The organism is Shewanella algicola, assembly GCF_014648035.1.
GTDB classification, from domain to species: Bacteria; Pseudomonadota; Gammaproteobacteria; order Enterobacterales; family Shewanellaceae; genus Shewanella; species Shewanella algicola.
The window spans coordinates 1-15,706 of sequence record NZ_BMQI01000038.1 but is presented as its reverse complement, the minus strand read 5'-3'; the positions used below and the strand labels follow the sequence as shown (position 1 = coordinate 15,706).

At 42.7% G+C, this 15,706-nt stretch carries 12 protein-coding genes; 7 read left to right on the top strand and 5 right to left on the bottom strand.

Features of this window, described 5'->3' with window-relative positions; all coding sequences use genetic code 11:
* Positions 1–27 precede the first annotated feature (27 nt).
* Entirely contained in the window at positions 28–1,236 is a 1,209-nt protein-coding gene (locus IEY42_RS15395; RefSeq protein ID WP_188926072.1) for a potassium/proton antiporter, read from the bottom strand.
* A gap of 293 nt (positions 1,237–1,529) precedes the next feature.
* Between IEY42_RS15395 and IEY42_RS15390 the strand changes: the two genes are divergently transcribed.
* From IEY42_RS15390 to IEY42_RS15375, 4 genes are all read left to right on the top strand, one after another.
* On the top strand, positions 1,530–1,904 hold the full coding sequence (locus IEY42_RS15390; RefSeq protein WP_188926071.1) for a hypothetical protein: 375 nt from the start codon (positions 1,530–1,532) through the stop codon (positions 1,902–1,904).
* Positions 1,905–2,178: 274 nt separating this feature from the next.
* The gene (locus tag IEY42_RS15385; protein WP_188926070.1) at positions 2,179–5,007 is read left to right on the top strand and encodes a beta-helix domain-containing protein; all 2,829 of its coding nucleotides are present in this window, start codon (positions 2,179–2,181) and stop codon (positions 5,005–5,007) included.
* 84 nt (positions 5,008–5,091) lie between these two features.
* Entirely contained in the window at positions 5,092–7,776 is a 2,685-nt protein-coding gene (locus IEY42_RS15380) for a TonB-dependent receptor domain-containing protein (RefSeq protein WP_188926069.1), read from the top strand.
* A 233-nt stretch (positions 7,777–8,009) separates the two neighbouring features.
* Positions 8,010–8,969 (top strand): hypothetical protein, encoded by a 960-nt coding sequence (locus tag IEY42_RS15375; protein ID WP_188926068.1) that lies wholly within the window; start codon positions 8,010–8,012, stop codon positions 8,967–8,969.
* 280 nt (positions 8,970–9,249) lie between these two features.
* On the opposite strand, the gene IEY42_RS15370 is transcribed toward IEY42_RS15375, so the two are convergent.
* Positions 9,250–9,825 carry a protein tyrosine phosphatase family protein gene (locus IEY42_RS15370; RefSeq protein WP_188926067.1) on the bottom strand — a complete coding sequence of 192 codons (576 nt, stop codon included), beginning with the start codon at positions 9,823–9,825 and terminating at the stop codon, positions 9,250–9,252.
* Positions 9,826–10,171: 346 nt separating this feature from the next.
* On the opposite strand from IEY42_RS15370, the gene IEY42_RS15365 reads away from it, so the two are divergent.
* Both IEY42_RS15365 and IEY42_RS15360 read left to right on the top strand, forming a co-directional pair.
* Entirely contained in the window at positions 10,172–10,639 is a 468-nt protein-coding gene (locus IEY42_RS15365) for a hypothetical protein (protein WP_188926066.1), read from the top strand.
* A 213-nt stretch (positions 10,640–10,852) separates the two neighbouring features.
* On the top strand, positions 10,853–11,173 hold the full coding sequence (locus IEY42_RS15360) for a hypothetical protein (protein ID WP_188926065.1): 321 nt from the start codon (positions 10,853–10,855) through the stop codon (positions 11,171–11,173).
* A gap of 25 nt (positions 11,174–11,198) precedes the next feature.
* Here IEY42_RS15360 and IEY42_RS15355 read toward each other — a convergent pair whose 3' ends face one another.
* The 3 genes from IEY42_RS15355 to IEY42_RS15345 all read right to left on the bottom strand — a co-directional run bounded on the left by IEY42_RS15355 (position 11,199) and on the right by IEY42_RS15345 (position 14,242).
* Positions 11,199–11,420 carry a hypothetical protein gene (locus IEY42_RS15355; RefSeq protein ID WP_188926064.1) on the bottom strand — a complete coding sequence of 74 codons (222 nt, stop codon included), beginning with the start codon at positions 11,418–11,420 and terminating at the stop codon, positions 11,199–11,201.
* A gap of 449 nt (positions 11,421–11,869) precedes the next feature.
* Positions 11,870–12,628, bottom strand: a complete 759-nt coding sequence (gene deoC / locus IEY42_RS15350; RefSeq protein WP_188926063.1) for a deoxyribose-phosphate aldolase — start codon at positions 12,626–12,628, stop codon at positions 11,870–11,872.
* A gap of 183 nt (positions 12,629–12,811) precedes the next feature.
* On the bottom strand, positions 12,812–14,242 hold the full coding sequence (locus IEY42_RS15345) for an aminotransferase-like domain-containing protein (protein ID WP_188926062.1): 1,431 nt from the start codon (positions 14,240–14,242) through the stop codon (positions 12,812–12,814).
* Positions 14,243–14,388: 146 nt separating this feature from the next.
* Between IEY42_RS15345 and IEY42_RS15340 the strand changes: the two genes are divergently transcribed.
* Positions 14,389–15,706, top strand: a 1,318-nt coding sequence (locus IEY42_RS15340) for a cytochrome ubiquinol oxidase subunit I (protein ID WP_188926061.1), incomplete at its 3' end; no start/stop codon positions are given.

The window sequence follows — 15,706 nt, the reverse complement described above, 5'->3', positions numbered from 1 at the left end:
TCATTGCTATGGGGCATTGAATCATTTTTATAGTTCAGGCTTTTTAGGTTGTAAGTTTAACTTCAATTTATTCGCCAGCGGCTCAATGGCCGCACCTTGAACAATGACCGAAATCAGCACGATAAAAAACACCATGTGGATCATTTCTCGCGAGCCTTCAACCCCTGCTGCGGCGGGGATGAGCGCAAATACAATTGGGGTAGCGCCTTTAAGGCCTATTGCAGACACAAACAAGCGTTTGCGCCAATTAGCTTGCCTAAAAGGCAGGTAACATAATTGCACCGCAAGCGGTCTGGCGACCACAATCAGTAAAATGGCGGGCAAAAGGGATGCAAAAAATACTGGCGCAAGTTGCTGTGGGAAGATTTGTAAGCCTAAAATAATAAACATTAACGACTGTGCTAACCAAGATATACCATTAAAAAAATGCTTACTGACTTCAGCGCCCTTCTTTAAATAGTTACCAATGATGACGCCTGCTATGTATACCGCAATTAACTCGTTACCACCAAAAATCTCAGTGCTGGAAACGGTAATGGCAAATGTCGCCAGAATAAACACCGGGATAAGTCCAAATTCTGGCAGTTTGATGTTGTTTAGTGCCCAAACCGATAATTTACCCATAATGAGGCCAATAACCGCGCCGACACCAATTTGCTGACCTAGGCTTGTGGCGATAGACATTGCGGTTGGGGTACCGTTTGCACTGTTGATAATAAAGTCGGTTAGCATGATAACCATGAGCAAGGCAATGGGGTCGTTGGTGGCCGATTCGAACTCTAAAATAGTGCCAGTACCGTGTTTTAATTTAAGCTTTTTAGACTCTAAAATGGAAAACACCGCTGCCGCATCGGTTGATGACACAACCGCTGCAAACAGCATGCAAGTAATGAGGTAAAAATCGAGTAACGCATTCAAAATAAAGCCAAAAATTATCGTGGTAAAGATGACGCCCGCGCTCGACAACATGCCGCCTTCTTTCCAGGCAAAGCGAATATGTTTCATCGGGGTATTGAGGCCGCCCACAAAGACGATAGTGTTTAGCGCGACAGTACCAATAGTAGATGTGAGCTGAAGGTTGTCGTAAACAAAGCCAAATTCACCATTACCAAAAGCTAAGCCTACACCCATAAAAATCAATAATGACGGTAAGCCCAGCGTTTTCGATGGGTGATGGAGTAAAATGCCGATAGCAATAAGGATCGATATTCCTAAAATAATAATATCTGTTGGCATATTGGCGCTCCTTTGCTACTGAAATTGTACTTTATGGCTACTTTAACACTAAATGAGCCTAAAACGATTTTATGAGCATTTATTAATATTTATTTATACTGATATAGTGGGTTGGTATTCAGCTTTTACTCAAGTTAGTGTTAGGTTGCGACAATACACTGCCGCCTGTTCAAGCGATTGTTTGTCCATTAACGTAATTGTGTCTGAAGCGCCGTTATGTATTGTTTTCTAACACTTTTGTTACATCGCTTCAGTGGTAAAATAGATCAACTGCTGCATTTAGTGAAATCAATATGGCCATATTAATCAGCCTTTGGGGTGTGAGTATCTGTTGTTTTGGGCTGTATATGTTGTTTAAGCCTGAGGCATTTTCAAGCGCAATCGTCACCTTTAGCCATCAACGCTACTTTCATTATTTTGAAATCATTTCGCGTTTAGTGATTGGCGCATTGCTGTTATTAGGCGCGCCTTATACTCGCTACCCATTGGTGTTTGAGTTTATAGGCAACTTGCTGCTTTTAGTGGCTATTTTATTGGTTTTTATGACCGAAAAACACCACGAGAAATTTGCTATTAAGGCCGCCAAGCAAGGCCTTACTTGGTTTAGGTCAGCAGGCATTGTTGCATTGTTATTAGGTATATGGACCATTTATGCTAGCTTCATTTAGCCTTACATCTATTGTTAACAACGCACACCATAAAAGCGATTTAATGGTATGTGTTGTTATTAAATTTAGCTTTTCGTTACTTTTTCATCTCTACTGTTAAAATTTTATACCGCTTAGGTTGCCCTTCAACCCGCAGTAACATCAGGTTTACATCTTACTGTCATTTTGATGACATGTTACTGTCATTTTACCGCAGTCTTTTTGTCATTTTTACTCGATACCTTGTCATCCAGCCGATTTACTCACACGCTTACATCCGTCTTCGGAGATGACAATGGAACTGAAAAATATTTTTAAACTGACTGCACTTTCTACAGCCCTTGCGGCCACTTTAGGTCTTGCTGGTTGCGGTGGTGATATCAATATAAGCACTGGCAATGATACCACAACACCAGCCACACCGACTACGCCAACAACACCAACCCAGAGCGCTCAAGAATTATCTTACAGCGGCTTTGCGACAAAAAGCGCAACCACGGTTGATGGTAAAGAAGTTTGGGTATTAAAAGGCACACTCGCGCCTTCTACAGCAGCATCAACCATTAGCACTGGTGGCCAAGATGGCGACTTAATTGTATTAGGTGATGATGTTGTATGGCAATTAGATGGCGCCGTAGTTGCGGGTGGCGACAATGAAAATTCAGTAGAGTTATCTATTTTACCGGGCACTCAAATTTTGGGTGGTAGTGATTCTTACCTAGTGATTAGCCGTGGTTCAACAATCATGGCTGAAGGTACTGCCGCTGAGCCTATCGTGTTTACCTCGGTTGAAGCCGGTTTAGGTCAAGAAGGTGAAGCGGGTCAATGGGGCGGCTTAGTATTACTGGGCAACGCGCCTGTGAATACTTGTCCTGATTTAACCAATTGTGCGGCATCATTTGAAGTCGGTAACTACAACTACGGCGGTAATGACACCGAAGATAGCTCTGGTTCAATCAAGTACGTACGCGTCGAGTTTGGTGGTTTTAAAATCAACGATACTCAGGAAATGAACGGCATCAGCTTTGCGGGTGTCGGTGCTGGCACTGAAGTTGACCATGTACAAGTGCATTTAAATAACGATGACGGCCTAGAGTTCTGGGGCGGTAACGTTTCTGTTTCAAACATCGTACTGACTGAAAACTTTGATGACTCGTTAGATTGGACTAACGGTTGGCAAGGTAGTGCGCAGCACGTTTACATTCGTTTAGCTGACAACGGGTCAAACCGTGGTATCGAAGCGGACAGTAACAGCGATGCCAATGCAACACCCATGTCACAGCCTGCATTGGCTAACATCACCATTGAAGTGGCTAACGGCACAAACAGCGGCGGTGACGATGCTGAAGGTATTTTGTTCCGTAAAGGTACCGGTGCCTTTGCTTATAACATGCTCGTTAAAGGCGATGTTGACTCTGGCGAATGTTTAGAAGTGAACGACGATGCCACCGTTAACAACGCCAATACTGCAGCGTTAACCATGCAACACAGCTTAGTGGATTGTGTTGAACCCTTTAAAGATGCCAAAGTTGATGCCGAGGCGGGTACAAGCTTAGCGCTAGATGTTGAAGCTTGGTACACCGGCCAAGAAGGCAACCTAGTGGGCGCATCTGACCTAGATGGTTACATGCCTAATTCATCATCGGTTGCATTAACTGGCGGTAAAGCTGACTTAAGCAACCTTGATGCACGTTTAGATAATGCTGAATACATTGGTGCTTTTGATGGCACAAATGACTGGACTAGCGGTTGGACGACGGCCATTCATGACGATGTTGATACCACGCCAGAAGCCTTACCTGTTATGACATCTTGTCCTGTAGGTACTACTGCATCTAACGCGGTAGCGGGTTTATATAAAGATGCGTCTGTCACCCTAATCTGTACGCTTGAAGGCAACGTGTTGAGCAACACCACCCTACTTGCTGGCCAAAATGTGATGTACAAAATTGATGGTGGCGCAGTGCTTGTTGGTGCTGATAAAACCACATCTGCAACATTAGCTATTCAAGCTGGTGCTAAATTATTTGCTACCTCTAACAGCTATATTGCCATTAGCCGCGGTTCTAAAATCATGGCTCAAGGTAGCGCTGAACATCCTATCGTGATGACGTCTGAAGAAGATGTGATTGCCGGGGCTGAAGGTGAGCGTGGTCAATGGGGCGGCTTAGTTATTCTCGGTAATGGTTTAACCAACAAATGCCCAGATAAAAATGCTTGTGATGCCTCGTTTGAAGTCGGTGACTTTCCCTATGGTGGTAACGACAACGCTGATAACAGCGGTCAAATCAGCTATGTAGTGGTTAAGTATGCTGGCTTTAAAGTGAATGACACTCAAGAAATGAACGGTATCTCATTCGCGGCAGTCGGCAGCGGTACCCAAGTTGACCATATCCAAGTGCATGCTAACGGCGACGATGGTGTTGAATTCTGGGGTGGTGCAGTTAACTTGAAATATGTCTACCTAACTGAAAACTTTGATGACAGCTTGGATTGGACTAACGGTTGGACTGGTAAAGCGCAGTTTGTCTACATCACGCATGAAGATGGCAATGCAAACCGTGGTATTGAAGGCGACAGCCATAAAGGGGCTACAGATATCCCAGTCTCTGCGCCTATGCTAGCTAACTTCACTATTTTACCGGGTACAGATATTGAAAATGCTAGCGGCGATAAAGGTGAAGGCATCTTACTTCGTGTTGCTACAGCTGGTGAGTTATACAACGTACTAGTACAAGGTCGTAAAGGTAGTACTGGCACTACAGAAACGGGTGAGTGTTTAGAGTTAGATGGCACTTATGCTGGTTTAGTGGATAACGTAAATGCCTCAACTTTGACCATGTCTCACTCAATTATCGACTGTAACGAGCCATTTAAATACAGCTCAGATAACACCACTACTGCAGATGCTGTGAATGTAGAAACCTGGTTCTTAGGCCAAGACGGTAACTCTACAGCGGCAGTGGCGATTACTGACGGCATGCCAGCAGCAAGTGATACAACGCTACTTGGTACAGGTAAAGACTTAAGTACTGATGACAGCTTCTTCGAATCAACCAACTTTATTGGGGCATTCGATGGCCAGACTGACTGGCGTCAAGGCTGGGCTTTTGAACCACAGTAATCACCTTGATTAAGTAATCTGTGACCTATTAATAGCCGCTCGCAAGGGCGGCTATCTCTGAACCGCATACAGGATAGTATAAGTATGAAAACCAAGCCGAGTTTTACCGTTAATAAATTAAGCCTTGCCATTCTCTCTGTTATTTCTGCGGCGACATTATTAACAGCTACCCCAGTATACTCGCAAGAACCAGAGCCTACTCGTGACCCAGGCGAAGTGATTCCGATTGAGCCAATTGAAGTGATTTCAGTCACAGGGCGTTTACGCAGCTCAGCGTCAGAAGCGACTGAAGAACGTCGTGAGCAAATTGCTGTAGCCGATATTATGGGCTCAGAACAAATTTCAAGAACCGGTGACGGTGACGCAGCCGCAGCGCTTCGTCGTGTGACAGGTTTAACCTTAAAAGATGGTAAATTCATATACGTACGTGGCCTTGGTGAGCGTTATTCAAGCACCTCATTAAACGGCTCGACAGTACCATCGCCAGACCCAACTCGTAACGTTGTTCCACTAGACATGTTCCCTGCATCGATTATTGAATCGTTATCGGTGCAAAAGTCAGCATCGGCCAATTCGCCAGCTGCATTTGGTGGCGGACACGTTGATATTCGTACTAAATCAATCCCGTCTGATTTCTTTTTTAAAGCCTCAGTAGGTGGCCGCTACAATACAAACGATTCAGACGACAGCTACACCTATAACGGTGGCGGTAATGATTGGACTGGTCAAGATGATGGTACTCGCAGTATGCCGAGTAGCATTAATAATACCATCGACCAATATGGTGGTATCAGCCCAATTGATATTTTCAGTGGCTCAAATGGTGCAGTAGACTTTGCCGGCGCGCAGAAAATTAACCGCGAATTATCGTTAGACATGTACCGTGACATGACCGTGTTTACTCAAAGTACAGAGCCTGCGGTTCGCGGTGATGTTGCCATTGGTGACCGTTGGGACATTAGCGACGACATCGTATTCGGTGCCTTGTCTGCGATGTCGTATAAGAGACAAGCAGAAAACTACACTAAGCGCGAAGTTGAGTTAGACGGCGACAGCAGCCAAATTCAGATTGAAAACCAAAAAGACGTAGTGGGTACCGATTCAATCGTGCAAGTGTCAGGCATGTTGAACCTAGGATTAGAGATTGGTTACAACCACAAAATCGAAACCTTCACGACCTATTTACAAGACACCTCTGATGATGTGTCGGTGGGTATTGAAGAAACCATCGACACCCTAGCCGAGCCAAACGCGCTGCAAGTGTATAATATCGATTATGAAGAGCGAACGCTGATAAGCAATCAGATTAAAGGCCATCACTTTATTGAAGATTTTAATGATGCCGAGTTTAGCTGGAAGTTCTCTGACGCACGTTCTGAGCGTTATGCACCCAATGAAGTCTCATACACATACAACGTAGTATTAGATGACAATCAAGATTTGTTGTCACGTAACCTCAATACTCAAGATGCGCCCAAATACGTTTATAGCCGCTTAAATGACGACACTCAAAACTACGGGTGGGATTTTACTTACCCCATTAACTTAGACGGTGCGGTGGTTAAGCTCACCACAGGTTATGAATACTTTGAACGCACTCGCGAAAGCTTTGCCACACGCTTAGGCTTAGATGTTGATTTAAGCCCTACCGATGTTAACGGTGACATTTTAGCTGGTGACTTTGATGAGATTTTCTCAGACAGTAACATCAGCAGCGACGTGTTAGACCTTGAGCTTAAAGACGCATCTACCGACACCGAAGATTACATCGCCGCCGAAAAAAATGATGCCGCGTTTGTTAGCATGGACATCGACTTTGACGACGTTTGGCGTGTTTATGCCGGTATTCGTTACGAAGACTTTCGCCGTGTGACACTGCCAATTGATCCTGATGGTGAGATTTCAGACGAAGGTGGCCGTTATGATCTTGAAGATTATGCCATCGCTGAAGACGGCTGGTTCCCTTCATTATCAATCACTTGGAAACAAACCTACACCACGCAATGGCGATTTGGAGCAAGTAAAACCATCGTGCGCCCAGACTTACGTGAAGTGTCGCCAGTGCGTTTTCAAGACCCAGCAACAGGCTTTGACTTTTTTGGTAATCCAGAGCTAAAAAGCTCAGACATTCTTAACTTAGACTTACGTTGGGAATACTACTCAGATTCTGGTAACAACTTCAGCGTGGGTGCATTCTACAAAGACGTTGACGCGCCGATTGAGCCAATTCAACGTATTTCAGAGGCGGGTCGTCAGCTTAAGTTTTATAACGCTCAGTCGGGTCATATTTACGGTGTTGAAACTGAGTTTTTACAAGAACTTGAGTTTTTAGGCAGTGATGGCAGCATTTGGGAAGACTTCTTTATTGCGGGTAACTTAACCCTAGGTGATTCAGAAATTGATATCGCGGCCAATGGCGAAATCGACCCAACTCACCAAACTCGTCGCATGACAGGGCACTCACAGTGGGTGGCTAACTTGCAATTAAGCTACGATTCATCAGACAGTTATCATAGCGCAACCTTGGTGTATAACGTGTTTGGCGAGCGCATTGCTTACGGTGGGCGTGGTGGGTTAGATGATGTATATGAAAAGCCATTTCATAGCCTAGACTTTACCTATACATTCTTCCCAACAACCAGCACCACGGTGAAGTTAAAAGCCAAGAATATATTAGGTGAAACCACCGAGTACGAGCAGCAAGACTACCAAGTGTATGCCAAAGATCCTGGCACAGAATACACTTTACAGTTTAGCTATGAGTATTAATGTTTTAGTAAGCTAGGGTAAAACAAGTACTGGTTTTTAGTGGTTTTTACTCATCATTTCAATTGCTAAAAACGTGCATGGCCACTTTCTTCGGAACAAAGAAAGTGGCCTTTTTCAGTCTATTTATTGTTATTTTAGCGTTTTAGAACGGTATGATTTACCAATCTTTTTCAACTCAATATTGTTAATATATCTCTACTTTTTGCCAGCGGCTGCTCGAGTAACTTATCATTATGTTTAAGCGTATTTCTGTGTTTGTATATTTAATCTTAGCGTTATCAACCAGTGCCTGCGCAATGCCTACCGGTATGAGCCAGACAGGTAGCATTACAGCACCGTCAATTGACGAAGCCAGCGGCCTAGCGGTATCACGGATTAATGATCACATATTGTGGACGCATAACGACAGCGGTGATACCGCTAGGATTTTTGCTATCGATACCCAGGGGCAGCAGTTAGCCACACTCAATATTACCGGTGTAAAGAATACCGATTGGGAAGACATTGCCTCGTTTGTTTATCAAGGCGAATCGTATTTGTTGATCGCCGATGTGGGTGATAACCTGGCAAGGCGGTCGCAGTATCAGTTACATTTGATCAAAGAGCCCGATTTAAGCCAGCTCAATGGCCAAAAAAAACTGTCGGCAACCCCGGTTTGGAGCATGACATATACGTACCCAGATGGGGCTCGAGATTGTGAGTCAGTCGCGGTAGACACTGTAAAGGGTAAAATACTGTTATTGACCAAACGTGATACACCACCCGTATTGTATGAGCTGCCTTTAATTGCACCAACGCTACAAAGTGGATCAACTATCTCATCTACTCAAATGATTAAGCAGCAAGCCCAAAGGTTAGGTGAAATCGCGCCTTTACCTACCGCGGTACTCGATTATGTCAGTATTTATACCTGGGCAGGCTTTGCCGGAAACCCCACCGCGATGGATATCTCTGCTGATGGCTTGTCGGCTGTGGTATTAACCTACACCCACGCGTTTTATTTTAGCCGCACTCAACCCGGTGATTGGTTAAGCTTGTTTTCTACAGCGCCACAACAGATTGCTCTGCCGGCAATAAAACAAGCCGAAGCGGTAGCGTTTAGCCAAGACGGCCAGAGTATTTATATTACCTCAGAGGCTATTCCTGCACCTGTATATAAAATGGATTTGAACAGTGCTGGTACGCCGCAGTAGATAACGTTATTTGCATTGTCACTTGCCCGATATTGGCCAGATATTGACCTGATATAGTCACAAACAAGGGCATAACGCTAAGCCTTCATCATCAAGTGCTTAGAGCCTGGTTTTTAAGCATTGTCTGGAGGGTTTTACTCTAACCCGTCATCCTCGAATGTTGTTATCGGGGTTCCAGTGCTTTCTTTTTAAGATATAGATGATGGCAGTAAAGCTAATGTTAAAGCGCATTTAAGCTAAGACGAACGCCTTATTTATCTTCTGGCTATTGAGTTTGATATTACTGTGTTGCCTCTTCTATCAACTTTTGCCATTGCGGGTATTCTGCAAAGCTTTGTTGTAAATCGCCCCAGGGCGTGAGTGCCTCGGCCATTGACGGCGCGTTGTTTTGGCGAGTTTGATACAAATAATAAAAGGCAGAGGCACGGTAATTAGCGGCGCAATGCACTAACACTGGTGCGTCGCCATTTTGCTGCATTAGGCTGTAAAACTGCGCTAGGTTTTCTTGGGTAGGTTTTTGCCAATCAACACTAATATTGTGATAGTTCATGCCCAGCTGAGTGACGATTTGCTGCTCATTGGCTAATGCATTTGGATTGTCGTTAGGGATAAGGTTTATCACGGTTTTAATACCCGCCTGAGCAAGTTGTTCAAATTGCAGCTCTGTCGGTAACCCCGAGGTTATCACCTGTGGGTTATTAAACTTAACCGCTTTAATATCACCCAGTTTGCTGGTGTCGATATTAGCCGTACTCTCTGTACCTAACACCTCCGCACTGAACATTCCCACGCTGAAAAATAAACTGCATATGAATATGCTGGTGGACAGTAGGTTAAAACCTTGAGATGTGTTCATGTGGCTTCCTTGGGTTGATACGTCATCGTGTGTGATGAACTTTGTAGTATTCAAGTTAACCATATCATTGTTGAGTTTGCAGATAAAAGTGACTTGCTTAAAGTGGCACCTTGAGCAAGCAAAGCCTATCGTTATTTCGCTAATATTGTATAGTCAGAACTCAGCCCTTTTTTATGTTTTTCAGCTACGGTCACCAACGTCGTGATGTAGAGGCGGAGTAATATTTTATCGCTTTACAATAATAAGATAGCAACTGTAGGATGATATTAATCAATAAGTTAAGGGGCTGGCTTTACTGAGCAAGTCCTTCAGTAAGCTGTTAGGGCTTCCAAGGAGCAATTTTGTTATGGAGAAGATTAAAGGTATATGTTTTTTTGCTCTGACATTTTTTAGTTTTTTTGGTGTGGTTGTTTTCACCCCAGCGCTTGTTTATGAAGTTTTTCAAACGTCAGATTCGAAAATTGTCGAAGCTGAAGTGATAGAGTCTTATTTTGGATATGAAGACCTTTTTGGTCGTGAAGCATGCTCTTTAGAAGTTGAACTTAAAATTTTATCGACCAATGAAAACGTCATTGTCAGAAATGCCAAGCCAGGTGATATTGCAATATGTAGCTCAAGGAAGAAGTTTGCAGCCAATTATCAGCCAGGAGATTTTACGATTGTTTTTTTGTCAAAAAATGGAGAATATTACCTTGCTTTAGGTTCATACCTCGAAGCTATGACACCAGGAATACTTAGTATCGTATGGTTTGTGTTTTTCTACTCATATATAAAAATACACCGTAAGAGGGCTTCACAAGTAAGCTCTAACTAAGAAGTTAAATCTAGTGGGGTCATATAAACTAAATTTATTCGGCCCAACTTAAACACGACCCCACTTTTGCAAACTCGGTTTGTTCTAACCAGTGCGATTTCATTACTTGACAATAATAAGATAGCAAATGTAGGGTGATAGTAATCAATAAGTTAACGGACTGACTTTACTGAGTATACCCAGAGGTAAGTCATCAAATTACAAAGGACTTGTATGAAATTCTACCCATTTTCAAATATTCAAACTAATCACTTAGGCTTGTTACTTTTTGCCGCTAGGTTGATTGCTATTTGTGGTTGTTTGGCCATTGTCGTTTCTTTACTTTCTGCTGGTTATGGTTTCTTTTTTGGCAAAACAACAGAACCCACGCAACTAGAAAGTGGACTAATGATCTTAGGGGCTGATCATTCACCCGGTTTATATGCCTTTGCTGGAGTGACCTTTAGCTTTGGTATTGTTGCATTTGTAGTTAGTGGCATACTTGCCGCGTTAATTTCTATGGAAAACAAGCTTACTGGCAATAGTAACCATTAATGACACTCATTGTGTTTAAGTGTTGTTAGGAATTGGCACAGGTCAATAATGCAAAGCAAACACCTGGATTCCGGCTTAACTGCATTACCGGAACGACGTTAAATTTAGCCTCAAGTGAACCTTGAAAGTCATTGTTAAGAGTCGCAGAGTGAATGTCAGGCTTTGCTAATAATAACGTTAGATTATTCACTCTTTGTTGTATCGAAGCGTTAAGAGTTGGCTCACAGGTTAAAAATGCAAAAAGCATAAACACCTGCATTTCGGCTTAACAGCATTAACTGCAATGCCGGAACGACGTAAGGGTTAGCCTAAAATGAAGCCCCGCAAGTCATTGCTATCAGTCGCAGAGTGAATGTCAGGGTTAACCTGTAATGAAGTTAGACGGTTTATTGATTAGCTGTGGCGAAGCGTTAAGAATTGGCCACAGGTAACAAAATTAACATGCCATATATGGCTGGTTTTAATGGGGGATGAACAGTAAAATGATGGCGGCATTGTTTTATTATTTTAACTTAATATTGTGAGCATTTAGCCCGAAAACGACGACAAGGCGCAGCAAACTGCCAGCGCCTGGCTGTGCGTTTAAGTATTGTTCAAAAGCTAGATGGCATAGTTTACTGCAGCGTAAATTTATCGGTAACATCTTGTCGAATAGGAACGCTCATAAGTGCTCAATTTAATATTTAGCGTCAATGTCTATTTTGCTTCACCTAGCGTATTAAGTAGATTAGATAACAAGCTAGAAGCACCAAAACGATAGTGTTTAGCGTTATCGGCCCAACCTTCCCCAATAATATTATTAGCCATATCTAAATATAGTTTGGCTTCTTCTGCAGTCTGAACGCCGCCAGAGGCCTTAAAACCAACGTGACTTTCAACGCCCATCTGTTTGATGACTGATAACATAATTTCAGCCGCTTCTAGCGTTGCATTGACGGGCACTTTCCCCGTAGACGTTTTGATCATATCTGCACCCGCTTTAATGGATATTTCGGAGGCTCTTTTGATTAGTTCAGGCGTTTTTAGCTCACCAGACTCGATAATCACTTTGAAGAAAATATCATTACCGCAAGCGGCTTTACATTGCTTAAGAAGCTCAAAACAAACATCCTCATTACTCGATATTAACGCGCGATATGGAAACACAACATCGACATCATCTGCGCCATAGGCAATGGCCGCTTTTGTTTCAGCAACGGCTATTTCAACATCATCATTTCCATGAGGAAAATTAGTCACAGTGACCACTCGAATATTGGGGGTACCTTGTGATCGCAATTGCTTTTTGGCAATAGGAATGAAACGCGGGTAGATGCATATGCCGGCGGTATTACCTGCAAAGGTTTTAGCTAGCTTACATAACTCGATAATTTTATCATCGGTATCGTTATCGCTTAAGGTTGTTAGATCCATCAAATGAAGTGCACGTAGTGCGGCTATTTTTACATTACTCATTGGTATTTCCGATACGTAGTAAAAATCTTTTCCCAAGGTCCTACTGTCCTTGGAAACAAATAAAGGAACTGCATTATAAAAGTGGAGGACTTTCGAAAATAGATACAGAAATGAAGGCTATATCTATATCAGATCTTGAGGATTAGAGCGTTCGGGTTAGAACTTGGGTTCGTTATTTCGAAGTTACTCATTTTTTGATGCATTCACCACCATACATTCACTGATTATTTGTCCTAATGTTATTATTGCTTGTACTGTTTTATCATTCAGTGCAAAGGACGCATTCAATCTCATACAATGGTTGTAGTGTTCGGTTACGCTAAACATTTTTCCCGGCGCAATGCTGATGTTTTGCTTTATAGCTGCATGAAAAACATCCACAGAATCGATTCCAAGCGGAAGTTCTACCCAAATAAAATAACCTCCTTGCTGACTCGTTATATTAACTCCTGCAGGTAAGTACTTAGTAAGCAAACACTCCATCTGTCTCTTACGTTCATGCAGTTTTTTTCTCAACTGCTTTAAATGGGTTTCGTAATTACACTTACTTAAATAGTCTGTTAGCGCTAATTGAATGGGTGCGCTTGTTGCTAGCGTGCTCATTAATTGCAACTTTTGCATCTCCAACGCACGCTTCCCTGCTGCTACCCAACCTATTCTGAACCCCGAAACCAAAGATTTTGAAAAAGAAGAACAAAGCATTACGTTTCCAGTTTGATCAAACTGTTTGACTGGCATAACCGGATAGCCTTCTTGATAAAGCTCTCCATAGACATCATCTTCAATTAAAGCCACTTTATAACGATTAAGCAGATCATTTAACGACTGCTTTTTCTCTAATGTTAGTGTAAAACCCAGTGGGTTCTGATGATTGCTCATCAACCAACACGCCTTTACATCATGGGATTGAAGTGCCTTTTCCAAAGCATCGAGATCAATTCCTGCTATAGTATCGGTTCTTACCGACAAGGCCTTTAATCCCAGCCGCTCTAATGATTGAAGCGCACCATAAAACGTGGGAGATTCAACCACCACCCAATCACCCGGTTTGGTGCACACTTGCAAGCTGAGATTTAACGCTTCGAGTGCGCCGGCGGTAATCACAATCTCCTCAGGCGATATGTTAACTCCTTTCGTCGCATACCGTTTAGCAAGGATCGTTCTTAACTCTTCATTACCAGGCGGTAAATTGTCGAATGTACTAGAAATTGGTAGATTTCGGGCGGCAGACATTAGCGAACGATTAACTTGTTGGCGTGGATACAAACTAGGATCTGGATACGCGAAACCAAAATTAACCATATACGGATTACGACCTGCTTGCAGTACTTCAAACACAAAGTCGTTAATATCAACTTTTTCAGTTAACGACACTGCAATATGCCGATGAGTTTCAGTTTCTTTTAATTCAGGTGTCACACGATAGCCTGAACGCGCTTGAGAAACCACATAACCTTGAGACTCCAAGACTTGGTAAGCATGTAAAACTGTCATCAAACTTAGACCACTATGTTCAGACTGTTTTCTAAGCGACGGTAATTTATCGCCCGCACGCCAGACTCCAGATTTTATCTGACGTTTGAGTTGATAAACCAGATCTTCATACTTTGCCAATTCGAATTCACCATAACAATTAATACCTTCTAAATCATAACACTGATAAAAACCATCTGTTATATATTTAGACTTAATTTCTGTGCCTACTTATACCCTTGGCCATCCATTAATATGCCATCTTCTAAAATGAATAAGGCTAGTTTATGTTTGAGCTCGATGCTTTGTTATTAGCACGGATACAGTTTGCTTTTACAATATCTTTCCACATTATTTTTCCAGCGATAACCATTGGGCTGGCCAGCTACCTTGCTGTATTAGAGGGGTTAAGCCTCAAAACACGCAATCCTGACTACAAAGTACTCTACCTTTTTTGGTCAAAGATTTTTGCTGTAAACTTTGGTATGGGTGTTGTTTCAGGCCTTGTTATGGCCTATCAATTTGGAACCAATTGGAGTGGTTTTTCATCTTTTGCCGGTAGTATTACTGGGCCGCTACTCACCTATGAAGTGCTGACTGCTTTTTTCTTAGAAGCTGGTTTTCTTGGGGTTATGCTCTTTGGCTGGCAACGAGTAGGCGATAAGCTACACTTTTTTGCTACCTGTATGGTCGCTCTGGGGACCATACTCTCCACTTTTTGGATCCTCGCCTCTAACAGTTGGATGCAAACCCCAACTGGTTACGAGATTATCAATGGTCAAGTTGTCCCAACCGATTGGTTTGCTGTCATTTTTAATCCTTCATTTCCATACAGATTAGTTCATATGGGGGTTGCAGCATTTCTCAGCACAGCTTTATTTGTCGGTGCTTGCGCAGCCTGGCATCTGCTCAAGGGCAATAAAACTGGCCCTGTAAAGAAAATGTTTTCGATGGCAATGTGGATGTTAGTTCTAGTCGCACCGATACAAGCCTATATAGGGGACATTCATGGCCTTAATACACTAGAGCATCAACCTGCAAAAATTGCAGCTATAGAAGGACATTGGGATAACTCTGACGGCGGCCCAAGTCCATTGATTCTGTTTGGATTCCCGAATATGGAAAAAGAGCGTACAGACTTCGCGCTTGAAATACCCGTACTTGGCAGCTTAATACTCAAACACAGTTTGGTAGAACCCATTCCAGCATTGAAAGACTTTCCAAAAGACGAAAGACCTAACTCACTAATTATATTTTGGTCTTTTAGAATTATGGTATTACTTGGAATACTCATGATTTTACAGGGCTTGTGCAGTCTTGGTCTGCGTAAAAAACAGCGACTTTATAATACAGGTTGGTATCTAAAGTTCTCCCTTTTAATGGGGCCAGCTGGGTTAATTGCTATACTCGCGGGTTGGTTTACTACCGAAGTAGGGCGTCAGCCTTGGATTGTATACGGACTGATGAAAACTAAAGATGCAGTATCGGCCCATAGTGACTTACAAATGAGTATCAGCCTTCTATGTTTCTTCATTGTTTACATGTTCTGGTCTAATTCCATCGGACACTTAATTTTGAGACAGTATGTTAATAAATTAAGAGGTC

Bases quoted from the DNA above. Each gene is read 5' to 3' on its own strand.
- IEY42_RS15355 (WP_188926064.1), bottom strand. From the start codon at position 11,420: ATGCTTTTTGCATTTTTAACCTGTGAGCCAACTCTTAACGCTTCGATA.
- IEY42_RS15370 (WP_188926067.1), bottom strand. From the start codon at position 9,825: ATGAACACATCTCAAGGTTTTAACCTACTGTCCACCAGCATATTCATA.
- IEY42_RS15380 (WP_188926069.1), top strand. From the start codon at position 5,092: ATGAAAACCAAGCCGAGTTTTACCGTTAATAAATTAAGCCTTGCCATT.
- IEY42_RS15375 (WP_188926068.1), top strand. From the start codon at position 8,010: ATGTTTAAGCGTATTTCTGTGTTTGTATATTTAATCTTAGCGTTATCA.
- IEY42_RS15390 (WP_188926071.1), top strand. From the start codon at position 1,530: ATGGCCATATTAATCAGCCTTTGGGGTGTGAGTATCTGTTGTTTTGGG.
- IEY42_RS15385 (WP_188926070.1), top strand. From the start codon at position 2,179: ATGGAACTGAAAAATATTTTTAAACTGACTGCACTTTCTACAGCCCTT.
- IEY42_RS15365 (WP_188926066.1), top strand. From the start codon at position 10,172: ATGGAGAAGATTAAAGGTATATGTTTTTTTGCTCTGACATTTTTTAGT.
- deoC (WP_188926063.1), bottom strand. From the start codon at position 12,628: ATGAGTAATGTAAAAATAGCCGCACTACGTGCACTTCATTTGATGGAT.
- IEY42_RS15360 (WP_188926065.1), top strand. From the start codon at position 10,853: ATGAAATTCTACCCATTTTCAAATATTCAAACTAATCACTTAGGCTTG.
- IEY42_RS15395 (WP_188926072.1), bottom strand. From the start codon at position 1,236: ATGCCAACAGATATTATTATTTTAGGAATATCGATCCTTATTGCTATC.